Origin of the sequence: Cohnella pontilimi, assembly GCF_005049045.1 — a bacterium.
Lineage (GTDB): Bacteria > Bacillota > Bacilli > Paenibacillales > Paenibacillaceae > Cohnella > Cohnella pontilimi.
Map to the genome: position 1 here is coordinate 404548 of NZ_SUPK01000003.1, position 22713 is coordinate 427260.

Here is a 22713-nt window from a genome sequence, read left to right on the forward strand (position 1 = left end):
AATCACACGAGTACTCACAAGTTCTTTTATCTCTTAAATCGATTAAATAATCAAGTACTTTTCATAAATATGCCTTCCGATCCTCAGCACCTTTCCTCACGAACAGATCAAGAAATGCCCTGCCAAGCGCGCAAAAAGTCCCGACATCGGGTGCCGGGACTATATCTGGGCTATGCTGCACTATTCACTTGTATGGGACAATGACTTTTCCATCATTCGCGTCAACCGCTGAAGCGGCTTGCACGAATCCGGTTCCGCCTGCTTCTCGAGCAGCGCGAGCAATGCGCGTACGACGACACGGTGCGGAACCGCTTTGTTCAGTTCTAATTCGCCGATTTAGGAAGGTTTAGTTACCGAACAACCGGTCGAATAAGAGCCGAGAAGCCCGGCTCTCCATATGATGAAATACTCGATCAGACTTGTGAAAAGGGTTAAGCTCCGGACTGCACGGGACTGTAATTTCATTTTGCCGAATTGCATCATCCATCAGGCCGTGGAGTTTCACCCGAACGATATTTTGCCAAATTGGAGAGCTATTTTCCGGTGGAAGACCCTTGAGAGAGCGCTGTAATTTGGCGAAATAGAGTTGCAGAGTTTATACCACGCAAAGGTACCTCTGCAATTTGGCAAAATGCATTTAAACGTATCTGACTACCTCCATCGAAACTCGCCCCGACAAAAGGCGGCCCCGCATGGGACCGCCTCTTCTCTATGTTCAGTTAATACGCCGTCCAACCCGCATCGGCGGTGACCGTGGGGCTTCTATAAAAACAGGCGGATCGATTCCATCACGGTGTCCGGCTGATCCTGATAAACGTTATGTCCGGCTTGCAGATCAATCAGTCGGGAATTCCGCAATGCCTTCTTGTAATCTATCGCCGACTCCCGCGACAAATAATCTTCGGAACCTTTGAAGATCAACACGGGAACCTGAACGGTTTCAAGCGCTTTGCGAAGATCCGGTTTCTCAGGCGCAGTGTGGGATTGCGGAGTCTGGTGCGCGTAAAAGCCAAGACCGGATATCCGGTATGGGTAACGCTTTCCACCGGCGTGCAGGGCAGGTTCCGTCTCCGCGTATACACGGTCAAATCGGGCATCCATCTCCTTGTCCCCCGCAAAGGAATGTGCCGCTGCCGGATTCATTTGCAGCAGTGCATAGGCAAACAGAACTCTGGGATGCAGCAGCTCCCGGTACAGGCGGATCCGCTGATGCCCATTCAGCCTGGCGGTTAAATTCGCGTCGCTGTGATCCGACGGATTGATGGCCCCAGGCGAAGTCAATACGGCTTTGGCAACGCGGTTTTCGTGAGACACCAAGTAGTGCGCGATGATTTCGCAGCCGTACGAATGTCCGATCAGAATCATTCGTTCCGCGCCGATTTGCTGCCGGATGGCTTCCAGATCGGCCGCGTCTCTTTGCAAGGAATAGCCTCCGGGATCCTGCAGGCGCGACGACTTGCCGGAACCCAATTGGTCATAAATATAAACGTCATAACCCCATTCCGCCAGTTCGCCGAAATATCGCAAATCTCCCGCCATGTCAGGTGTGCCGGGTCCGCCGTGCACAAATACGACGGGATAAGGCTGCTTGCCCCCAATTCCCGCCGCATGGACATAGGCGATTCGAGATCCCGTGGACAGCTCCCAATAACGCACTCCTTCGATCGGAACGGATTCGGCAGGTAATGCTTCCAGCGGTTTTAAAAGCACGTACGCTGCTAATAAAAGGACGATCCCGCTTAATACCGCAGCCGGCCGCCACATTTCCTGTTTTTTCGATCTGCGAAAAGCAAGCCAGAAACCGAAGAAGCAGACGACTCCATAGGCTAGCAAACCGGCCGAAAGAAACCATGCTGGGTTCAGGGTGTACGCGCTTGCCGCCAGACTCGCAAAGATGCCTGCCACGAGTCCGATCGCCGAAATGCCAATACCGAGTGCCAAGGTCTTCAACATCGCCCACTCCTTTACCAATGGTACGGCATCACGATTTCGGCCATGCGGCTTCTAACTGTAATCCGTTATTATCGATAAATATAAAATTGCATATTTTCCCATGATCGTAAATATCCGTAATCAAAACTCCGTGACTGTACAATTTACGGCGGAGAGCCATACCGTCTCGTTCGGATGCCAGAGTAAAAGCAATATGTTGAAGCGCTCCGGGCATGAACCGGTATAAGTCCGCCGCCTCCGGATTTTCCGAAAGACGTCTCAACGCATCGGCGCTTTGGAAAATTTGAGCGTCCGGATATTCGAAGAAATGAATTCCCCAAGAATCCGTGTCGCCTGGCTTCACAAAACAGTGTCTGCCGCGTTGCCGGGTCGCCGGAAAAACAGAAGATACCTCCATGCCAAGCATATTCTCATAAAACCGAACGGTACCGTCCAAATCAGGAGTGACCACAGCGACATGATGGAATCCAAGCCACTGGAAACGCCCGCTTTGATTTTTCATCTCCATACTCCTCCATTTAAAGTAATTAGAATTCGAACTATCACGTTAAAAAAACAGCAGCCGCACTATTCGAATATTCGAACCGTTTTGACTAGAAGTGCCTTCAGCGTTTCGAATTCCTCCTTCGTCATCCCAACTTTCACCCTCTCTTCCACCACAGCCGTTAGATGTTGGGTCTCCGCCGCCATTTTCAAACCCGCCTCCGTGAGGTAAATTTGTTTGGATCGTCCGTCCTCCGGATGATCTTTACGGATAATGAATCCCTTATTCTCTAACCCGTTCAACAAACTGGTCACGCTTGGCCGTTCGATCATCAGAATGGGTTCCAATTGGGATGGGGTTATACCGGGAAAATGGCGAATCACGCTCAATGCGCTCCACAGCGTATGCGTCAGTCCGGTTGGTCCGAGCAGCTTCTCCACTTCTCTGCGAAGCGTAATAAAAGTTGTTTTAACCAGCCGGCCGATCGGCCCATTATCCCACTGCCATTCCTCATGCTCTGTTCCTGTCATCCATCAACACTCCATTAGTTAGAATTCTAACTAAATAATATCCAAAACCACATGAACTGTAAAGGCCTAAGCAGGTCACGGTAATAGCATTAATTTGAATTCTATAAGCTAGTGAAGCTTGCAAAAACAACTTTCGATATGATCGTTTACCATGCCGCTTGCCTGCATAAACGCATAGCAGATGGTGGAGCCGACGAAGGTCATCCCTTTTCTTTTCAAAGCTTTGCTCATTTGATCCGACTCCGGGGTACTTGCAGGCACTTCGCTCATCACCTTCCAGTGATTCTGAATGGGCTTGTTCCCTACAAAAGACCACAGATAATCGGAAAAGCTGCCTTCCTCTCTTTGGATTTGAAGAGCGACATTGGCATTTTTTATGGCTGCCGCAATTTTTAAGCGATTTCGCACAATGCCCGGATTTAATAGTAACTCGGCGATCTTCTCCTCCTTGTAGGAGGCAACCTTTTCTATTTCGAAGTTATCGAATGCTTTGCGATAATTTTCGCGCTTTTTTAAAATCGTATACCAGCTCAGCCCCGCTTGTGCGCCTTCCAGTATCAGAAACTCGAACAATTCTCTGTCCCCTCTTAACGGGACTCCCCATTCTTCATCGTGATAAGCGATGTATAGCGGATCTTCATTTACCCAGCCGCATCTTTGAATCAAACGAATTTCCCCCAGTCCAATTACTCCATATGCACCAAATTAATATCGTCAAAGTTTATTCTTTCACTTGCAAAAGCCGAAGGCTGTTAAGCGTAACAATAAGCGTTGCCCCCATATCTGCAAATACCGCCATCCACAGCGTGAGCCAGCCCGGGATTATAAGCAGAAGCGCTGCAACTTTGATTAGCAACGATATGCTGATGTTTTCCTTGATAATTGTCATCGTTTTGCGGCTTAATTGAATGGCAAATGGAAGCTTTCTAAGATCATCGCCCATCAGCGCAATGTCTGCCGTTTCAAGAGCGGTATCCGTACCTGCTCCGCCCATGGCAATCCCTACAGTTGCGCTGGCAAGCGCCGGGGCGTCATTGACGCCATCCCCCACCATTGCCACATTGCCGTTTTGTTTTAGCGCCTTAATGGCCTCGAGCTTTTGTGCGGGCATCAGCTCAGCTTTTACTTCGTCAATGCCAACCGCCTTTGCGACTGCGTTGGCCGTGGCTTTGTTGTCACCCGTGAGTATCACGGTTTTTTTGATTCCAAGACTGTGGAGCTTTTCAATCAGAGAGCGGCTGCTGCTGCGCACTTCGTCGGCAACAGCGAGAAGGGCTGTCATTTCTTGCTCCGTTCCAAGGAGCATTACGGTCTTTCCTTGGCTCTGCAGCGCCAGGATTTGTTCGCTTACCGCGGCATCCATTTGCATCATCTCGGAGAAGAGAAGCGGGCTGCCGATGTAATACATCTCTCCACGAACAATTGCTTTTGCGCCCTTGCCGGTGATCGATTGAAACTGATCCGCTTTATAAGCATGAAGATCAACGGAAGCGTCGTCAGCCTTTTTGACGATTGCGGAGGCGAGCGGGTGCTCTGACCATTTTTCAATGCTCGCTGCAATGCCTAGAATATCTTGCTCCTCTGCTGAGCCAATTCGGACGACATCCGTTACAACCGGCGCGCCTTTCGTAAGTGTTCCTGTTTTATCAAACGCGATTGCTGTAAGCCGCCCTGTCTCTTCCAGGTGAATACCGCCTTTGATTAACACGCCATTTCGCGCCGCGTTACCTATTGCCGTTACAATCGATACCGGCGTTGAAATCACAAGCGCACACGGGCAGCCGACGACAAGCAGCGCCAGTGCTCGGTAAATCCAGGCGCCCCAGTCACCAACCATAAGCGGTGGAATAATAGCAGTCAGAAGCGCTGCGAGCATTATACCTGGCGTATAATATTTTGCAAATCGATCCACAAAAGCCTGCGACGGCGCCTTCTCTGCTTGTGCCTCTTCAACGAGGTGAATGATCCTTGCGATCGTCGTATCCTCTGCATGTTTGGTGACTCGAATTTCTAACAAGCCTTCTTCATTTAGCGTGCCGGCAAATACGTCGTCGCCCTTCGTTTTCGACACCGGGAGCGACTCGCCGGTGATAGCCGCTTGATTCACCATAGCATGTTCGCTTAAGACCGAACCGTCCATGGCAATTTTCTGCCCTGGCTTTACGATCATGATATCGCCTATTGCAATTTGATCGACTGGAACCTGCAGCTCCTCATTTCCCCTGCGAATGATCGCTTCTTTAGGCGCCACATCCATAAGAGAGCGAATCGACTGACGCGCTTTTTCCATCGAGTAACTCTCGAGCGCTTCGCTGATGGCAAATAGAAAAACAACCGTCGCCCCTTCAGCCCATTGACCGATTGCTGCTGCGCCTAAAATCGCGATCGTCATAATGGTGTTCATGTTGAAGCTCAATTTAACGAGGCTCTTGATCCCTTTGATAAACAGCGTATAGCCGCCAATTATGATGGTTAAGCCGAAAAGTATTGTCGCCGAGTTTTGTCCATCGCCTGCGATGTAACCGGCAGCCAAGAGAGCGGCAGAAATAAAAATCTGTACCGTCGATTTCTTTTTCCAAAACGGCTCGCGCACGATCCCCCGCTTCTCTTTTTCCGGATAAACCCTCAAGCCTTCGAATGCTCCGGCTTTTTCAAGCTCGGCAACTGACGCTTCACCGATAACTGAAAGTTTTGAGGCGCCGAAATTGACCTTAGCCTCTTTAACCTCCGACAGATTCTTTACGTTTTGTTCAAATTTCGTTGCACAGTTAGCGCATGTTAAGCCTTGCACGCGGTACACGCTTTTTTTCTCTGCTGTCTCAGACATGCGCCTTTTCCTCCCGCTGGTGCGCCATTGCAAGCATAATGAGCTGTTTTACATGATCATCGTCAAGCGAATAGAACACGAGCTTGCCTTCTTTACGATATTTAGCAAGCCCCATATTCTTCAGCGTTCGCAGATGATGGGAAACGTTTGCGATCGTGGATCCCGTAATATTGGCGACATCGCACACGCAAAGCTCCTCTTCCTTGGAGAGCGCGTAAGCGATTTTCATTCGGGTATCGTCGGCCAATGGTACCGTAAATTTCCAACTCATTCAAGTGGGCATTAGAATGTTAACAATAAAAGACGTCCCGCGCGGACGCCTTTTTTTATGATTTTTTCGTCGATTGCTGTCAACTTAATTTATTCTAATCCCCTAATTGCCACATAAAAAGAAACTTACCCAAAAAAGTGGTGTCTAAACCATTTGAATATCATCAAGATTTGAAAGTGAGGAGAAACGAGCTCGTGAGGAAGTTTTTAATCGTATTTAGCTTTGCAGTTTTTTTCGCCGTCATATTCTCCGGACAAAAGATGTATGCCGCAAGCGCCTCCCCCAACCTGTATCTAAACGGAACTAAGCTTAACCCTCCGCAGCCGCCGACCATCGTTAACGGAACAACGTTTGTTCCGGTTCGCGTTATTTCGGAGTCGCTTGGTTATCGCGTGGATTACAATAAAGCGAGTCGAAAAATCTTAATAAAAAGTGATGAAAAGAGTCTTACGCTTAGCCTTGACAGCGCAGTAGCGCTGATCGATAACCGTAAGGTGAATATGCCGTCTAAGCCTCTCATTGTGAAAGGCTACAGCATGCTGCCGTTGCGTTTTATCGCAGAACAGTTTGGTCTTCAAGTTTCTTGGGACGCCAAAAGTCGTTCGGTGCTGCTTGTGAATCCCGTTGTGACTCCGCCTTCCAATGCTCCGGGTAAAAACGTGATCCAGAACATCGTCATGTCGCCGGATAACAGCATTACGTTGTCGTATCTAGGCGATGTTACATATTCGACGATGTATCTGCAAAACCCGGACCGGATTGTCATTGATGTGCCGAACGCGTCATTGGATAACGGCTTTAACGGATTCGTGAATTCAAATGATCCGACCACTTTTACTGGGTCCATTGCGGTAAATAATCCACTGGTGTCTCAAATTAGGTATGGGCTATATGATGACAAAACGTCAACCATACGTTTTGTGCTTGATATGGCTTCGAGTGCCGCCATCTCTGGTGTTCAAAATAAAGAACAAAAGCAAATTGTATTTACCCTCAAACCAAGTGATACGGTGCCAACTCCAAAACCTTCGCGTAAATTTAAGGTTGTAATTGATGCAGGTCATGGCGGAAAAGACCCCGGCGCTATTTCTGCAAGCCGCAGCAAAATGGAGAAGACCTTTACGCTGGCAATTGCAACCAAGGTCCAAGCGCTTCTTTCGAAAGACAGCAACATTGAAGTGATCATGACGCGGTCCGGTGATACTTACCCGACTCTTACTGACCGGACAAACCTTGCAAATGGCGTAAATGCCGATGTGTTTGTCTCCATTCACGCAAATGCGGCTTCTTCTGCTGCCCACGGCTCGGAAGTGTTCTACCTGCATCAAAACAGCAAAGAGCTGGCGCAGATTATGCATAATAACATTCAGGCCATGGTTGGCTTTTATGACCGCGGCGTAAAAACAGCTAATTTTCATGTCATCCGTGAGACGAACATGCCGGCTGTTCTCCTTGAAATGGGTTTTATTTCGAATCCGGATGAAGAAAAGAAGTTGTTTAACGACAGCGTGCAGCAGACAATGGCTGAAGCCATTGCCGTATCCATTAAGCAGTTTCTGAAGTTGTAAACAAATGTTCAGTCCCGATGAGCCAAAGATAAGCGGGTCTTGTGAATATATAGCGATGTCGCGATCACGGTTCGTTTTGCATCGTCTGGATTTGTCTTGGAGCGTTCGGTGCAGCTTCAATAAAGCTTGCCGGAATGGCATCTCCTGCCTTCATCTCGCCTTCCGCAATAAACTTGGTCATGTTCGTCTCGAAGAACGATGGCTTCGTTTCCCAAACGCGGCTAGGAACCGTCAAACCGAAGTGCCCTTCCGCGTCCGGAATGGTAACGGTGTAATCGGTACCTTGCGGAATATCCAATCCGACCACCACTCCGGTATATAAGGCGCCCGGGGCGGTATGGCTGACTAGCGTCGGCGGCTTGTCGGCGATGACCGTTCCCTCTCGGGGCAGCGTGATGTCGATATTCAAACTCGTGTCTTCGGGGAGGCGATAGATTTTCCCCTCCGGCAGCGTATATTTCACCGAATTGTATCGAACGGATAAGTTCGTCTCTTCATCTTCTTCCGGCAAATAAAACATTTCATAGCGACCATCTTTATCCGTGGCGACGGATTTGGCAAAACCTTCTCCGCCGTCTCGATCAATCCACACGGTCGCTCCTTGAACCGGCTTTCCGTCCGCGTCCTTCACGGTACCGGAGATCCGGTATTTGTCCTGCTGGAAGTACGCGACCGAAGCGGTTTTGTCGGCCAGCAGTCTCCCTTTCACGACGGTTTTTTCCGGGTCTTGTGCGGACTTGGCTGCGGATTCGATGACGATGGGGTAATAAACCCGCATGGCCGCGGAAATGGAAAGACCTTTGTTTTGCTCGTCATGACTTAACGACGCTCCGTCCAATTTCGCCGTGTCGAGAGAGATGACCTTCACGGCCGTGGTTCCCAGCAGGCTCTGATCCAGCAGGATTTCGAATTTGCCGCTCGCGTCCGTCTCGATATCACGTTTATTATCCCCTGCTCGCAGTAACGCTCCGGCGACAGGTTTGCTTCCGAGTAACAGTGTACCTCCCACGCTGGACCGGTGAGATCCGTCCATTTTCCACTGTTTGAGGGAAAAAGCCGTCTGATCCAGGCGGATTTCGAAAGCTTGTTCCTGTTTGCCCCCGGACGTTTGGTTACCCGTGCAGCCGGCGGCCACTGCCGCAAGCAGCAGAAGCACGAACGCTTTGGTCATGAATCTCATGGGGCTATTCCTCCTTACCAAATCAAAAGCGGGTCCCGAAGAACCCGCTTTTCTTACCCTTGCAACTTTCGGATTACTTGCCGCCTTCGGAGTGTGCATTGCCGTTATCAGCTTTGCCCGTGCCGCCTTGCGTTTTGTCGCCGCCGAGCGCGAAGACGTGAATTTTCGGCTTATTGCCGCCGGACGTGAAGGTCAGATATTCCTTACCGTCGACGGTGAAAAGCGCCGGTGCCGCTTGGATGTTGTCTCCGGCAGTTTGGAACGACCAGAGAACCTTACCGGTTTTGATATCCATGGCGTTGATTTTGCCGTCCAGTTCGCCATAGAAAGCGAGGCCGGTATCCGTGCTCGTCAATCCGCCGCGCATCATGTCTTTCGTCTTGTTCTGGTACACTTGTTTGCCGGTATTGACGTCAATCGCGGTAATGGTGCCGTAAGGTACGATATCGGCCGGGACTTCGCCCATGGCGGTGCCGAACGCCCATGCTCCATTAAACGATTTGTCGAATGCGTGATCTTGGTCTTTGGCCTTCTTGATCAAAGCAGGGTATTCGATGCCCGGAATGAGGACATAGTTCGTCGCCGGATCGTACGTCTCCGGAGCGTAGTTCTCTCCACCGAGCGTGCCCGGGTAGACCAGCACGCCTTCTTCCGTCGGTACCGGGTGGTCGATCTTCGCGAACGGTACACCGTCCCAAATCACTTTGCCGGTAGCCGCGTCCCATGCCCACCATTGGCCGGATTTGCCGCCTTCGACGACGACTTTTTGCTGTTTGCCGTTTACCGTGGCTTTCATAATCATCGGGGACGCCGCAGCATCGTAGTCCCACTCGTCATGGCTGACTTCCTGCTGCGCCCAGATGAGCTTGCCCGTCGCCGCTTCGACCGCGACGACCGAGTCCGTGTAGGGGTTGGCGCCGGGACGGTCTTTGCCGAAGAAGTCCGGAGCTGGGTTGCCCACGGAGAAGTACATGATGCCGGTCTCTTCGTCGATGGCGACCGGGTTCCACACGGCACCGCCGCCATGATATTTGCTGTTTTTGAGCCAATCTTGTCCTTTCGGCGGAACCGTCCAGAACGGTGCGTCCCAAGCCGGGGAAAGATCGCTGGCTTTGTACGCCATAACGAAACCGCGCACGCCATTGTCACCGCCGCTGCTTCCGATATAGATACTGCCGTTGTAATAAATCGGGGCCGTCGTCTCGTAGTATCCATTTTCCAGTGTAACGCCTTCGACCGCGTCTGAGATGGCGACCTGTTTAACCAATGCACCGGTTTTTTGATCCAGCGCCACGATTTGATTATCGGTGGTCAACATGAATACTTTGCCTTCGCCGACCGCAACGCCTCGGTTGGCGACGATGCCGCCCTTGCTGATTTTCTCCAGCATCGCAGCGTCCGGCTTCCAATGCCACAGTTGTTTACCAGTTGTGCCTTCAAAGGCGAATACCTGGTTGCCGCCCGTGGTGATATAGATCACGCCGTCTACGACGACCGGATAAGACTGGTTGCCGTTTTTCACGTCTTTGTCGAGCGATTTGAAGTCGGCGGTCCACACGACACCGAGATCGTTTGCGTTGTCCGCTGTGATTTGGGTAAACGGAACGTGACGGGTGTTGCCCAAATCAAAGCCGTAGGTCGGGAAATTCTCGAATGACGCGCCGGCGGCTGCCGAAGGCGAAGAAGATGCCGATGCAGAAGCCGAAGAAGATGCCGACGGGGATGTCGAAGCATCGGAGTTGTTATTGCTGTTGCATGCTGTAAGTGCGAGCATTGCGGCCATCACTGCGCCGGACAAAGCCATTTTCTTATTCAAGGTATGTTCCTCCCGTATCGAATCTTGTAAACCTATTACTGAGAAAAAACATTTTTTCATTTTTTCGAAAATGACCGCGACGTCAGAACCGCTTGCGTGTGTCGATTACGTGTGGCGGTACGCGGGTTTCCGAAAAAGAGGACCCCTTTCTAGTTGAAAAAATGGACGGATTTATCTTACTAATAAGACACATAACATTCACAAAGCATATTACGCCCATCGTTATTTTTCGTCAATGGGGTATTTCAATGTTTTGAATTCACAATATTTGTACAGAAAAAATTTGACGAGCGCGGAACTTTGGGCGTATACTGATTCGTTGACGGGAGTCTTACTGATAAGAAATTAGCATCATTTATTCACATCAAGGGGGATTGAACATGAAGAAAATGAAATCAACGGTTTTCATTGCCTTGGTCGCCTTGGCATCCGTATTGGCGCTGAGCGCTTGCGGCAGCAATAACAATGACAGTGCGTCTTCCAGCCCTTCGGCATCGGCTTCGGCCAGCGCATCCGCTTCGGCGCCTGCCGCCGGCGGAGAAACGAAAGAAATCACCGTTACCGCGACCAACTTCCAATTCGATACGCAAGAGATCAAAGCAAAAGTCGGCGACACGCTCAAAATCACTTTGAAGAACGAAAGCGGCGTTCACGGCTTAGAAATCAAGGATCTGAACGTAAACATCAAGAACGGCGAAACCGCTACGGTCGTGCTGGACAAAGCCGGCACCTACGACTTTAATTGCTCCATCATGTGCGGAACCGGGCATGACAACATGACCGGACAACTGATCGTAGAATAATCCCGCTATAATTAAAAGGCTTTCCCCACATGGGGAAAGCCTTTTGTCGTTGCTCGCTATTCATTCATATCGACAAGTTTGCCAAACAACTGCGCCAACATGGCTACCTCCGGATCGGTTAACCCGGCGAATATATGATCCATGACTCCATTGAAGTCGGCTTCCGCAATGGGGAAGAGCTCCCGGCCTTTATCCGTAAGCTCCAGCAGCACGCCCCGCCGGTCCTCTTCCTTCTTATTCCGCCGGACGGCGCCCAATTCGATGAGTTTATCGGCGATGACGGTCACGCCGCCGGAGCTGACGCCCAGCAGCCCCATGAGGTCCTTCGCCTGCTGCGGGCCGGAATGATAGAGAATGAGAAGGACTATAGCCTGGTTGCTGGTCAATCCGGATCGATTACGCTTGGTCCACTCCGACTCCCACATTTTCCGATGCAGGAAAAAATTTTTCAAGTACGTCGACAAGTATTTTCGTCTATCCAAACGGAAACTCTCCTCCAGCCATCCGGTGTCTTCTGTTATGGATTCATTATAATTGAATATTCGGTTCTTTCCAAAGGTGCCCATTGTGTCTGAAGCTTATCGTTTCACAACGCGAAATCGTATGTTCCTTCCAAAAAAGTCATGAGAGGTTTCTAACGGGTTTCTTAGAAAGTCGGTTTTGTCGCTTGTCCTAAGTGTTTTCAGTCTTTTTGGAAATATAGTGAAAAATTCAATATGGTATGCTTGCTTGGAACTTAAACATCACTGGAGGTTAGCAGCATGCGTATTTCAAAACTGTTCAAAAAAGCAGCCCTGACCGCAGTCATCACATCCATAAGTTTTGGCAGCGCAATTGTCACGTCTGTTCCAAAAGCGGAAGCAGCGACCGCTAAATCAATCAAACTCATCAGCACCGGCAAAAAATATTTGGGCGTACCCTATCGATTCGGCGCTCCCAGCGGCAGTTCTTATGCCTTCGATTGCTCCTCGTTTACTCAATTTGTCTATAAAAAACTCGGACTGTCCATTCCGCGGACTTCAACTGCGCAGGCACGAGTGGGCAAAAAGGTAACGCCGGGATACATCAGCACCGGTGATCTTATTTTTTACAACACGAACGGCAAAGGAATCAGCCATGTCGGAATCTACGCAGGAAACGGCAAGATGCTGCATACCTCCAGTTCAAGAGGTGTCACCGTTTCAAGCATGAAAACGAGTTACTGGAAAACAAAGTATGTTACCGCACGTCGCGTCATCCGATAATAATAGACATTACATACCTCCCGCTTCCAAAGCGGGAGGTATGACTGTTTCATAACGCATACGGTTCCCTTGACATGCAACCGTGCGGTTGCTTATAATGGTTGTATGTGGGACGAAGACGCTATATTCAAAGCACTCGGCGACTCAACTCGGCGTCTGATACTAGACGAACTATCCGAACGCAACGATCAGACGTTGTATGAGCTTACGGTTCGACTCATTACAAGGCACGGCCTTACCATATCGCGACAGGCGATAGCTAAACATCTTTCTGTATTGGAAGATGCAGGGCTCCTAAAATCAAAACAAAAGGGAAAATATCGGGTACTTACGTTCAACAACGAACCACTTAAAAACTTGCTTAAAGGATGGATCGAGTAGCTTTATTAAAATTTATATCTCAAAGGAGGCACCAACAGTATGAAAATCATTGTTACCAGTATTTTCGTACAAGATCAAGACAAAGCACTGGAGTTTTATTCACAAACGCTCGGCTTTGTAAAAAAGCATGACGTTCCCATCGGAAAATTTAGGTGGATTACGCTGGTTTCTCCAGATGATCAAAACGGTACCGAGCTTTTACTCGAACCCAATGACCATCCGGCCGCCAAAGAGTATCAAAAGAAGATATTTGCCGAAGGCATCCCAGCAACAATGTTTGGCGTTGCAGATGTTCGTAAAGAGTACGAACGATTAATGAACCTCGGCGTTAAGTTTACTATGGAGCCGACAAAAATGGGCGATGTCACCATTGCTGTCTTCGACGATACATGCGGCAACCTTATTCAGATAGCGCAGAAGTAACTTTATGTTAACCCCGTCCTAATATTAGGACGGGGTTTTATATCCCTTAATCTAAAATCATCCTAAAGACCATACCACCCATTGCAAAATCATGGCATCCTGAAAATGCAAAGGATCATAACCGGTTATCTCTTTAATTCGCTCAAGACGGTAAAGCATCGTATTTCGATGAATGCCAAGTTGCCTAACCGCTTCAGCCATGTTTAAATGACAAGCAAACAGGCAAGAAAGTGTTTCTTGCATTTTAGTGTTCCATACCGGCTTCACTTTGCCGAGAATCCGTTCCAAATGTTCCGTGGGAATCACATGAGTTAGAGCCTCGGCCTCTATTTCCTCGAAATAAACGATAGGGTTTGGGTGGACTGACGAAAGACGATTCGCTAAGATCGCTTCCCGAAATGCAACTCTAGCCTCACGAAAATGCAAAACTTGCCCGCTGCACGCTGCGACCAGTTGCACATCTTCTTTCAAGCGATTCAATTTTTCCTGCAAAAGCTCAAGCCTTCTTGTGATACCCGTTTTATCCACCCCACCGATCAATACCACTACTCCGTGCGGTTTCATTATGCTGACCAAAGCTTCCTCAGGTTTAAACGTCGAACAGGCAAATGGATATAGGATCTCTTCTGAAACAGTTTTATCTGGTGAGAAGAGCAGCAAAACCCGAAAAGGACACGCCAAATTTAATTGTAAATCGGATAGTCGGTGCTCAATCCAGATTGCATCCGGCAAATCCGATTCAACCAACTCTTTCACAATCCCGTCTACCGTTCGTTGTCTCCATTCCTCCTGGAGACGAAGTTTTTTTTGGCGTATAAGCAGCTCGGCTGTCATTTTCACTAGCTGTCCGAGCGGCTTCACATCTTCCGACAAACCTGTAATCCCGATTGCTCCGATAACGATTGAGCCATCCAAAATAGGCAAATTGACGCCCGCTTGCGCACCTCTCCACCGCGATGCATTCTTTTCGTTCACAATGAGCATCTGCTTGGATGTAATGGCTTCATAAGCGGCTTCGTGAAAATGTCCGATCCGCGACGGATCCCCGCTTCCGATAACGATGCCTTGCGCATCCATGATGTTGATGTTCCGGTCAACGCATTTCATCGTCTCATTGACAAGTTCTTGCGCCAATTCTTTGGTAAGCAACACCATTCCCCGTTCCTCATTACAGCATTTTTTAGCATGAAATTTGGATCAATTATACAATATTTCGGGCTTTAATTTCATTTATTTTCGTATATTTCTTCTAAAGACGATTGAGACTCTTTTCACTTACAATGAATATAATTCGAGCATGGAAACGGAGGAACATCAATGCTAAGATTTGTCGTCGCTCCCGATTCGTTCAAAGGCAGCCTCACCTCCTTGCAGGCAGGAACGATTATATCGGCGGCCATTCGCAATCATTTTCCCGAAGCCGATATTGACATCGTCCCTATGGCCGATGGAGGTGAGGGAACCGTTGAAGCATTAGTCAAAGCTAACTCGGGGCGATTGACCGCTCTTCATGCAACCGGTCCTCTCGGTGATGAAGCCTCAACATTCATAGGAATCATTCATGATGATACTGTCGTGATCGAGACGGCCAATATCGCTGGATTGACGATGGTACCGGCATCACTGCGCAATCCTTACAACACAACCTCTAAAGGTGTGGGCGAATTAATCCGTCAGTCTTTGAACTTGGGTTTTCGAAAGTTCATTGTCGGACTAGGCGGCAGTGCTACCAATGATGGGGGCATGGGGTGTCTGCATGCGCTCGGTGTCAGCTTTAAGGATGCAAGTGGAACGGAGCTGCAGGGTTTCGGCAGAGAGTTGGAGCAAGTGGCTGCGGTAGACTTCAGCGGGCTTGACCCAAGGCTTGCGGAATGCGAGCTTTTGGCTGCCAGCGATGTAACCAATCCTCTATGCGGACCGGAAGGAGCCTCTTATGTATTTGGCCCGCAAAAAGGCGCGACTCCCAGCCAAATCAAAGCCTTGGACGCCGCACTGTTACGCTATGCCCAGCTCGTTGAAGACCACACCGGCGACCGTTCATCACACGAGATGCCAGGGGCCGGAGCTGCCGGAGGACTTGGTTTTGCTTTACTCATGATCGGATTTCGGATGATTTCCGGAGCGCAGCTCATTGAACAAGCGGCTGGACTTCAAGCCAAGATAGCTCAAGCCAATTGGGTCGTTACAGGCGAAGGGCGTACAGACGGGCAATCGCTTTACGGCAAACTCCCGTTGCATGTTGCCAAATTAGCCAAACAGCACGGTGCAAAAGCCATACTTATATCCGGCAGTCTGGGGCCGGACTACCATCTCCTGCGAGAGCACTTCTCGGGTTGTTTCGCTTTAGTGACCGAGCCTTCGGATCTGCAAACATGCATGAATCAAGCACCGGCCATGCTGGCTTCTTGCAGCGATAATGTAATGGGTTTTCTCAAACAAGCGATGGACGGATAAATTGCGGCGACCCGGATTTTTGGAGCAAGAGACAAAAAAACGCGACGGGAATAACACAATGTGCGTAACGCTGCTCGGAATCGTGATTTCGGTTAATGCGTTGTTCGCAAACGCATTGCTGCCGATGATTGTGACGCTATCCGGAATCGTAACGCTTGTAAGCTGTTTACCGTTGAGACCTGTAACGTAGGTTACCGGCTTTCCGGCAATTGAACTAGGAATCGTAACATCCTTACTCGTTCCCGAGTACCCCATGATGCTGATCTCGGTTTCGTGCTCTATGTAAGTAAAATCGCTTTCCTATACGCTATCCGCGTGGACCTCAGGGATGGATAAGCCGCTGCTGGAAAAAATAATCGCAAACATAAATAAAAGGACTCGACGCATCGCCAACCTCCGATATTGATGAATTTTACTCGTTGTTTCCGCTCGAGAAGAATACCTGTGACAAGCAGTAAAAGGGTAATTCCAAAATCAGTCTACAAGAATGCTCTCCCATCATTCTCCCAAAATAAAACCGGCACAGAGTTCCCTCCATACCGGCTGATTCCGATCTCCTAATTTTCCTATGTATCCGTTAGCTTAGTCGGCACTGGGTGAATAAAGGTTTCCATAGCCAATAAAAAGATCCCGGACAACATTGAAGTGCACCCCCCAGAATGTATCGTCATTGAGAGGTCTTTTCTCAATGTCCGTTCTAAGGGGTGCACTTCAAGATAAGTGGATCTCTTCATTTTCTTTATCCCACGATTTTCACCGCATTATCTTTAATCATCGAAACCAGTTCTACCAGCTGCTTCTGCTTAGAACCGTCGAACAGCTTGATGAAGCTTTGCGGTTTATCGAACGGCGGCTTCATCAACTCCGAGACGTTCTCGATGTAACCGTTCTGCACGACGTAATCGATGACTTTTTTGACGAATACGATTTGCGATTGGTTCAGAGCTTGTTCGTTGATAAACGATGAGAAAACGGCCATCGCCGCTTCCGGTTCCAGCTTGGCCACCTTGCGCACCAACAAGCCGAACGGAGTGTCTTTGAATTCCCGCATGTAATCTTCTGCAGTGCCTAGTTCGCCGGTGAAAATACGTTCCAAGCTCTCATAGTCAGCTGCTGTTAACGCTATGTTGTTACGCAGCTTGTGGATCGCAATGTGATCCCGGTTCTTCTCAATGTAGCGATTCACTTTTAATTTATAGTCTTCGAAGTCGTACGCCTGATACAGCGCTTCCCCCTCTTTGACCCCGATGATTTCGTCCTTCAAATTCGTGTAGATCGGACCGGGTTTGCCCGTATCCACGATAAATTTCACCAGGTCTCGAAGCTCGACCCGGATTTTTTCATAATCCAAAATTCCGGCATTTTCCCAGAACTCATCGGTACCGATCGTACGAATGAGCGTGAGCTTTTCTTTCACCTGAGGAATCGTCGCTCGTTCCGACAAAGCACCGCAGGTTTCGGTCAGTTGTTTTCTGCACTTCTTGAACTGAGGCGTTCCCTCTATTCCCGCAAGCATCAATCCATACATGAGATTGTCGAAACGCTTGGCATGCTCGTCCAACTCCTCCATGTAAACCAAGGAAGCAAGGTGCTCGATGAGTTGATGTTTATCCGTGTCCGACAAGCATACGAAGGCCTCGTTGCGTTTGAACTTCTCTACGTATTGAAGCTTTAACTTTACCGAGACAAGCTCCGAGTTCAATTGATGAATTTGATGAAGAACGGTCTGGACGAGTTTCGTACGAAAAGACTGGTGAGGTTCATCTGCGAACGAAGCATGCTGCAAATGGTGAATGAGCCTTACCCGCTTCGCGAAAATCGCTTCTGCAAGGCTTAACGTCTCGTTGCCTTCGAGTCCCTCTTTATTTTGCCGGAAAAACTCGAAGTTGCCCAAGTAGTCGAAAATGACAAAATGAGTTTTATCTTCGCCGGCACCGAACAGATCTTTGCACAACCTTGTTCCCCGGCCGATCATCTGCCAGAACTTCGCCTTGGACCGTACCCTCTTGAAAAACACGAGATTCACGATTTGCGGTACATCGATACCCGTATCCAGCATATCGACCGATACCGCGATGTGCGGCTCTTTGTCCGCCACCTTGAATTCATCGATGAGCGATTGCGCGTAGCTGTCTTGATACGTAATGCGTTTGGCGAATCCACCCTTGTACTGGGGGTATAATTTGTTGAACCGCTTTACAATGTAGTCCGCATGATCTTTGTTCTGAGCGAAAATGATCGTTTTCCCGATCCTGTCGCCGCCAGAGACCTTGATACCTTTGTTCATCAGGTCTTGGAGCACTAGATCGACCGTATTCTGGTTGAAAATAAAAGCATTTAACGCCGGAGCAGGGATCGCGTCGGGCATGTTGCCGTCCTCATCCGTAAAGTCTTCTTCGAAGCGCTCCTTGTCCTCTTCCGGCAAATCATCGTATGCAATTCCTTGATCGAGAAACTTGGTGCCGACCTCGATGTTATAGTACGGAACGAGCACATGGTCTTCCTCTACCGCCGTCTCGTAATCATAGGCATAAGTAGGTACGCTCTTCTCCATTTCGAAAAACTCGTAAGTGTTGCGGTCCACTTCCGTTTTGGGTGTTGCCGTCAAGCCTACGAGCATGGCATCAAAGTATTCAAAAATGGCTCTGTATTTCTTGAAAATGCTGCGATGAGCTTCATCGATAATGATCAGGTCAAAATGGGCAGGGGTAAACAAGCGTTTACCGTCCTTGCTTTTCGCGGAATCAATGGCATTCAACATCGTCGGATACGTCGAAAACACGATCCGAGCCGACTTATCGTCCCGATTGCTTAGCAGGTTGCAGAGAGACATGTCCGGCAAATAGTTCTTGAAGTCATCCTTTGCCTGTTTAACAAGCGCAGTGCGGTCGGCAAGGAATAAGATGTTCGTCACATAACCGCCGCGAGACAGTACGTCGGTCAAACTGGAAGCCGTCCTCGTCTTGCCTGTTCCCGTCGCCATAACAAGCAGCGATTTCCGATGGCCGGTCTCGATATTTTCGCAGACCGCGCGAATCGCGGCTTTTTGGTAGTATCGGTCGGTAATTTTATCGTCAATTGTTATTTCGGCCAGCGGCTTGCAAGTTTGTCGCCGCTGCATCAATTTCTCCAAATCGGCTTTGGAGAAAATGCCGCTTACCTGACGTTGAGGAGAGGATTGATCATCCCACAGGTAGGATTCGAATCCGTTCGTTGTGAACATCATCGGCCTTCGGCCTGTCATCCGCTCCAAGCAATCCGCATAGAGCTTCGCCTGCTGGGTTCCGATTTTGGGATCCTTCGAAGTGCGCTTCGCTTCTATGATCGCGAGCGGCAAACCATCTTTGCCATACAGCACATAGTCGGCAAAGCCCTTCTCCTCCGGATTAGGCATTCCAAACAACGGGACTTCCTCCCTGGCGTCGTCGCCGATTGTCCATCCGAGAAGCTTTAAATCAACGTCGATATACTTTTTCCGGGTCAGGAACTCCGGCAGATCAACAGGGCTAAACCGGCGCTCTGCCTGATGCTTCGCCTTATCCCCAGTAAGCTGAGTGCTCATCGCTTCGATTTGAGCACGGAGCTTCTCGATTTCCGCATTTTGCTGCTCGATCAAGCTCTTGCTCTCTTTGATCGCCGCTTCGTCGAGAGTAACCTTACCCTCGGGAATCAGCTGTTCATCGAAAGTGCGCTCTTCATATCTGAGGCCGTAGCAATAGTCAAGCCATTGAATGAACTCATGTAACGCGGCCATAGAAAGCACGGCTTCACTGCGATTGATGGCTTTCTCTGTATGCACGGCGAGATTGCCTAACTTGACGATATAAAGGAGCTTTGCCCAGGTCTGGTTTTCCATTGCAAACCGGAAAGTAGGCTCATGAATGAGCGACTGCAAATTGTCCTTATAGGGCATTTTGATGGTGTTGTCGGCAGAATACACCCACTTCACCGCCAACTCCATTGCCTTCCGGCTCCCTACCGCCGCCATCGCTGGTGAAGTCGCAAGCACCCGCTCCGCTTCGATAGCAGACGGCGCGAACAGTGCATATTCAGCTTGTCCTTCAAGGAAATCAAAGTTTGCAGGCACAACATTCACCTCGCATAAAATCGTTTAGTCGAAATATTTGCTCATAAGACTGTCGAACAGGAGTTGCGTCTCATAGATTGCTTTTTTGACGAGAGTTTTTTGCTCTTCGATCTTGGCTTCAATTGAAGCAAATTTTTGTTGGAGCGAAAGAGGAGGATACGGGAAACAAATATTATCTAGGACTCCTGTATTCATGTGAGTGAATGCCCCATCATTCCCCTTTTTTAATCTGCTCAATCGATTCCCCCAAATAGTTATCAGTTTTACTAAAAAAGAAGGAAACAGCATTTCATTCAATCTAAGCCGTATCAGGTTCGTGCTAATGATTGATTTATCATGATTTGCTGTTACGACACACATTTTTCCTACCGTACCTGCACGAGAAATAATGATGTCATTTTTTTGCACATTATATTGTTCTAACTCTACGTACTTTTGTTCTGTGACATACAAATGAATTTTATCAATAAATTCACCTTGCTTAGTAATGTTATCCATGACCCAAACAGGAACGCCATGTTCAACATATTCTTCTTTTTTTAAAGCACTTCCGAATGGACCACATTTAACAGAGGATTTCGGATCCTTATAGAACTCCGATAATTTTACAACGTTCCAACCCTTACTGTTAGTAACAGGGTCTCCAAACATCTCACAAAATGTAGACTTGATAAGGTTATCCAACTCAGCAAGTTGCTGTTTGCGCAAGGAGAGTAAATCTGCTGCCACGTCCAATGTTTTGCTAATTTGGTTTTGTAATCCGATTGTTGGCAATGGAACTTCAATCTCATCTAACATCTTTTTAGTAATTTGATTTATTGTTGTAGTAGCGCCATTAGAAAGCTGTCTTTTAAAATACTGTGAGTTAAAAAAATGCTTTAAGTAAAAATTATATTTACTTCGATATACCATCATAAACGCACCAAATGTCATTGGTTCGGTTACTTGATTTATAATTGTTGACTTACCAACCAAACTTGAACTACCATTTCGACTACAGATTAATATATCTCCATTATTCACAAATAATTTTTCATTTATTTTTTTGTTTACCCTAACAGTATCAGAAAAGTCTAGTCTCCCATCTTGAATATTTCCTGAGCGCAATACAATAGTTCCTTGTTCATAAATATCTTGGGGAGAGTAAGTTAATCCTATAATTCCTTCGCCTAATTTCCCCAGTTTCTCCAACTTATGCATCCCCTAGGAGCCCCCTCAACTCTTCAGTCTTAGAGGCAATTTCTACGCTCAACAAATCAAGGCGCTCCAAAATAACCGAGGGGTTTTCGTATTCCACCTTCTCGTAAACAACTTCTTTATACTTGTTGATTGAGAGATCATAGTCATTTGCTTCAATGACAGACTTATCCACCAAGAAACTCTGTTCCGTTGGCTTGCGATCCGTTTCGCCAACGAGATTGTGGTAGCGTGCAATAATGTCAGGAATATCGTTTGCTTCGATCGAAGAACGCTTGTCATCCAAGGAGAAGCCGTCTGCCTTCATATCATAGAACCAGACCTTGTCGGTTCCGCCCGCTCCTGTTTTCGTGAAGATGAGGACAGCCGTACTCACGCCTGCATAAGGTTTAAATACGCCACTTGGCATAGAAATGACCGCTTGGAGTTGATGATTCTCGACCAGTTCCTTCCGTAGCGATTTGTGCGCTTTGGTCGAACCGAAAAGGACACCATCAGGTACGATACAGGCGCAGCGTCCGCCTTTCCGCAGAAGTCTAAGGAACAAAGCAATAAAGAGGAGCTCCGTCTTTTTCGTATTTGCGATGGTCTTGAGGTTATCATGTATGCTCTCCGCATCAACCGTTCCGGTAAAAGGCGGGTTAGCCAAGATAATATCGTATTCAGATGAAATGTCATTTTGCTTGGATACGCTATCTACGTAATCCACGTGCGGATGTGTAATCGAGTGAAGCATGAGGTTCATTGCCGAGAGTCGCAGCATCGTTCTATCTGTATCGAAACCCGTAAACATATCTCCCGAAAAATGCTCCCATTGTTCGCCGGTCATGTCCGTTTCATATTTCTCCCGGATATATTCGGCGGAAGAAACAAGGAACCCAGCTGTACCGCATGACGGATCGCAAACCCTATCATTTGGAGTAGGTGCAAGTAGACGAACCATCATATCCCGAATATGTTTCGGTGTTCTGAATTGGCCGTTCTGTCCTGCGGTAGCCAACTTGCCCAGCATATACTCATAGAGATCGCCTTGCATGTCTAAATTCTGAATGTCATGCTCGTAAAGCTCGTCCAACCCGGTGACGATCTTCTGGAGCACCTGCGGAGTGGGGATGAGGAACATCGCATCCTGCATGTAACGGGTAAATGCCGAAGAACTTTTACCATTCATCGCTTTGATAAAAGGGAATACCTGCGTACCGACAATATCAAACATGACACGCGGATCTTGCGTTTTAAACCTGCTCCAACGCATCAACTGACCTTGCTCTTCCTGCGGGAACAGCTTAGGCATTGCCCCCCCGCCTAATGCCTCAATGCTCTCATTTTCCAATTCCTTTTCATCTAAAGAGCGAATGAACATAAGATATGTAAGCTGTTCAATAACCGTCAACGGGTTGGTAATGCCGCCCGCCCAAATATCTGTCCATATTTTATCAACCTTGTTGCGAATCTCGCCTGTCAGCATACCTTTAAATCCTACCTTCCCAGCAAC

19 protein-coding genes and 1 pseudogene are annotated in these 22713 nt (G+C 48.4%); 6 read left to right on the forward strand and 14 right to left on the reverse strand.

What is annotated here, in order from left to right:
• Positions 1-762 precede the first annotated feature (762 nt).
• The 6 genes and pseudogenes from E5161_RS08685 to E5161_RS08710 all read right to left on the reverse strand — a co-directional run.
• Positions 763-1953 (reverse strand): alpha/beta fold hydrolase, encoded by a 1191-nt coding sequence (locus tag E5161_RS08685; protein WP_136777320.1) that lies wholly within the window; start codon positions 1951-1953, stop codon positions 763-765.
• A 28-nt stretch (positions 1954-1981) separates the two neighbouring features.
• Positions 1982-2455: a VOC family protein gene (locus E5161_RS08690; protein WP_136777321.1), complete on the reverse strand. Its 474-nt coding sequence runs from the start codon at positions 2453-2455 to the stop codon at positions 1982-1984.
• Positions 2456-2520: 65 nt separating this feature from the next.
• On the reverse strand, positions 2521-2967 hold the full coding sequence (locus E5161_RS08695) for a MarR family winged helix-turn-helix transcriptional regulator (protein WP_136777322.1): 447 nt from the start codon (positions 2965-2967) through the stop codon (positions 2521-2523).
• A gap of 108 nt (positions 2968-3075) precedes the next feature.
• A complete protein-coding gene (locus tag E5161_RS08700) occupies positions 3076-3630 on the reverse strand; it encodes a DNA-3-methyladenine glycosylase I (RefSeq protein ID WP_136777374.1) in 555 nt (184 codons plus the stop codon).
• 58 nt (positions 3631-3688) lie between these two features.
• Positions 3689-5794 (reverse strand): heavy metal translocating P-type ATPase, encoded by a 2106-nt coding sequence (locus E5161_RS08705; protein WP_136777323.1) that lies wholly within the window; start codon positions 5792-5794, stop codon positions 3689-3691.
• A pseudogene (locus E5161_RS08710) lies at positions 5787-6041 on the reverse strand (ArsR/SmtB family transcription factor); the annotation flags it as partial. The pseudogene E5161_RS08710 and the gene E5161_RS08705, both read right to left, overlap by 8 nt.
• A 218-nt stretch (positions 6042-6259) precedes the next feature.
• Between E5161_RS08710 and E5161_RS08715 the strand changes: the two are divergent.
• Positions 6260-7633 carry an N-acetylmuramoyl-L-alanine amidase family protein gene (locus E5161_RS08715; protein ID WP_136777325.1) on the forward strand — a complete coding sequence of 458 codons (1374 nt, stop codon included), beginning with the start codon at positions 6260-6262 and terminating at the stop codon, positions 7631-7633.
• Between the two features lie 64 nt (positions 7634-7697).
• On the opposite strand, the gene E5161_RS08720 is transcribed toward E5161_RS08715, so the two are convergent.
• Both E5161_RS08720 and E5161_RS08725 read right to left on the reverse strand, forming a co-directional pair.
• On the reverse strand, positions 7698-8813 hold the full coding sequence (locus tag E5161_RS08720; RefSeq protein ID WP_169306638.1) for a carboxypeptidase-like regulatory domain-containing protein: 1116 nt from the start codon (positions 8811-8813) through the stop codon (positions 7698-7700).
• Positions 8814-8886: 73 nt separating this feature from the next.
• The gene (locus E5161_RS08725; protein ID WP_169306639.1) at positions 8887-10629 is read right to left on the reverse strand and encodes a pyrroloquinoline quinone-dependent dehydrogenase; all 1743 of its coding nucleotides are present in this window, start codon (positions 10627-10629) and stop codon (positions 8887-8889) included.
• 380 nt (positions 10630-11009) lie between these two features.
• On the opposite strand from E5161_RS08725, the gene E5161_RS08730 reads away from it, so the two are divergent.
• Positions 11010-11432, forward strand: a complete 423-nt coding sequence (locus E5161_RS08730) for a cupredoxin domain-containing protein (protein ID WP_246042149.1) — start codon at positions 11010-11012, stop codon at positions 11430-11432.
• 56 nt (positions 11433-11488) lie between these two features.
• Here E5161_RS08730 and E5161_RS08735 read toward each other — a convergent pair whose 3' ends face one another.
• Positions 11489-11914 carry a MarR family winged helix-turn-helix transcriptional regulator gene (locus E5161_RS08735; RefSeq protein WP_169306640.1) on the reverse strand — a complete coding sequence of 142 codons (426 nt, stop codon included), beginning with the start codon at positions 11912-11914 and terminating at the stop codon, positions 11489-11491.
• Positions 11915-12193: 279 nt separating this feature from the next.
• Here E5161_RS08735 and E5161_RS08740 point away from each other — a divergent pair, with 279 nt between their 5' ends.
• The 3 genes from E5161_RS08740 to E5161_RS08750 all read left to right on the forward strand — a co-directional run bounded on the left by E5161_RS08740 (position 12194) and on the right by E5161_RS08750 (position 13480).
• Positions 12194-12676, forward strand: coding sequence for a C40 family peptidase (locus E5161_RS08740; protein ID WP_136777329.1), 483 nt, complete (start codon positions 12194-12196; stop codon positions 12674-12676).
• 105 nt (positions 12677-12781) lie between these two features.
• Positions 12782-13057, forward strand: coding sequence for an ArsR/SmtB family transcription factor (locus E5161_RS08745; protein WP_136777330.1), 276 nt, complete (start codon positions 12782-12784; stop codon positions 13055-13057).
• Positions 13058-13096: 39 nt separating this feature from the next.
• Entirely contained in the window at positions 13097-13480 is a 384-nt protein-coding gene (locus E5161_RS08750) for a VOC family protein (protein ID WP_136777331.1), read from the forward strand.
• Between the two features lie 57 nt (positions 13481-13537).
• Here the strand turns inward: E5161_RS08750 and E5161_RS08755 are convergent, their stop codons facing one another.
• Positions 13538-14635: a CdaR family transcriptional regulator gene (locus E5161_RS08755; RefSeq protein WP_136777332.1), complete on the reverse strand. Its 1098-nt coding sequence runs from the start codon at positions 14633-14635 to the stop codon at positions 13538-13540.
• A gap of 162 nt (positions 14636-14797) precedes the next feature.
• Between E5161_RS08755 and E5161_RS08760 the strand changes: the two genes are divergently transcribed.
• A complete protein-coding gene (locus E5161_RS08760) occupies positions 14798-15934 on the forward strand; it encodes a glycerate kinase (RefSeq protein ID WP_136777333.1) in 1137 nt (378 codons plus the stop codon).
• On the opposite strand, the gene E5161_RS21400 is transcribed toward E5161_RS08760, so the two are convergent.
• The 4 genes from E5161_RS21400 to E5161_RS08780 form a co-directional block, all read right to left on the reverse strand.
• Complete coding sequence (locus tag E5161_RS21400; RefSeq protein WP_136777334.1) at positions 15824-16189, reverse strand: leucine-rich repeat protein; 366 nt, start codon at positions 16187-16189, stop codon at positions 15824-15826. The two genes, E5161_RS08760 and E5161_RS21400, sit on opposite strands and share 111 nt — an antisense overlap.
• 484 nt (positions 16190-16673) lie before the next feature.
• Positions 16674-20021: a DEAD/DEAH box helicase family protein gene (locus tag E5161_RS08770; RefSeq protein ID WP_136777335.1), complete on the reverse strand. Its 3348-nt coding sequence runs from the start codon at positions 20019-20021 to the stop codon at positions 16674-16676.
• Between the two features lie 24 nt (positions 20022-20045).
• Positions 20046-21221, reverse strand: coding sequence for a restriction endonuclease subunit S (locus tag E5161_RS08775; protein ID WP_136777336.1), 1176 nt, complete (start codon positions 21219-21221; stop codon positions 20046-20048).
• Complete coding sequence (locus E5161_RS08780) at positions 21214-22686, reverse strand: type I restriction-modification system subunit M (RefSeq protein ID WP_136777337.1); 1473 nt, start codon at positions 22684-22686, stop codon at positions 21214-21216. The genes E5161_RS08775 and E5161_RS08780 overlap by 8 nt, the downstream gene beginning before the upstream one ends.
• Positions 22687-22713: the final 27 nt, after the last annotated feature.

Coding starts and splice junctions, on each gene's coding strand:
- E5161_RS21400 (WP_136777334.1), bottom strand. CDS start 16,189: ATGGGGTACTCGGGAACGAGTAAGGATGTTACGATTCCTAGTTCAATT.
- E5161_RS08745 (WP_136777330.1), top strand. CDS start 12,782: ATGTGGGACGAAGACGCTATATTCAAAGCACTCGGCGACTCAACTCGG.
- E5161_RS08730 (WP_246042149.1), top strand. CDS start 11,010: ATGAAGAAAATGAAATCAACGGTTTTCATTGCCTTGGTCGCCTTGGCA.
- E5161_RS08705 (WP_136777323.1), bottom strand. CDS start 5,794: ATGTCTGAGACAGCAGAGAAAAAAAGCGTGTACCGCGTGCAAGGCTTA.
- E5161_RS08695 (WP_136777322.1), bottom strand. CDS start 2,967: ATGACAGGAACAGAGCATGAGGAATGGCAGTGGGATAATGGGCCGATC.
- E5161_RS08685 (WP_136777320.1), bottom strand. CDS start 1,953: ATGTTGAAGACCTTGGCACTCGGTATTGGCATTTCGGCGATCGGACTC.
- E5161_RS08775 (WP_136777336.1), bottom strand. CDS start 21,221: ATGCATAAGTTGGAGAAACTGGGGAAATTAGGCGAAGGAATTATAGGA.
- E5161_RS08740 (WP_136777329.1), top strand. CDS start 12,194: ATGCGTATTTCAAAACTGTTCAAAAAAGCAGCCCTGACCGCAGTCATC.
- E5161_RS08760 (WP_136777333.1), top strand. CDS start 14,798: ATGCTAAGATTTGTCGTCGCTCCCGATTCGTTCAAAGGCAGCCTCACC.
- E5161_RS08780 (WP_136777337.1), bottom strand. CDS start 22,686: ATGCTGACAGGCGAGATTCGCAACAAGGTTGATAAAATATGGACAGAT.
- E5161_RS08720 (WP_169306638.1), bottom strand. CDS start 8,813: ATGAGATTCATGACCAAAGCGTTCGTGCTTCTGCTGCTTGCGGCAGTG.
- E5161_RS08750 (WP_136777331.1), top strand. CDS start 13,097: ATGAAAATCATTGTTACCAGTATTTTCGTACAAGATCAAGACAAAGCA.
- E5161_RS08755 (WP_136777332.1), bottom strand. CDS start 14,635: ATGGTGTTGCTTACCAAAGAATTGGCGCAAGAACTTGTCAATGAGACG.
- E5161_RS08690 (WP_136777321.1), bottom strand. CDS start 2,455: ATGAAAAATCAAAGCGGGCGTTTCCAGTGGCTTGGATTCCATCATGTC.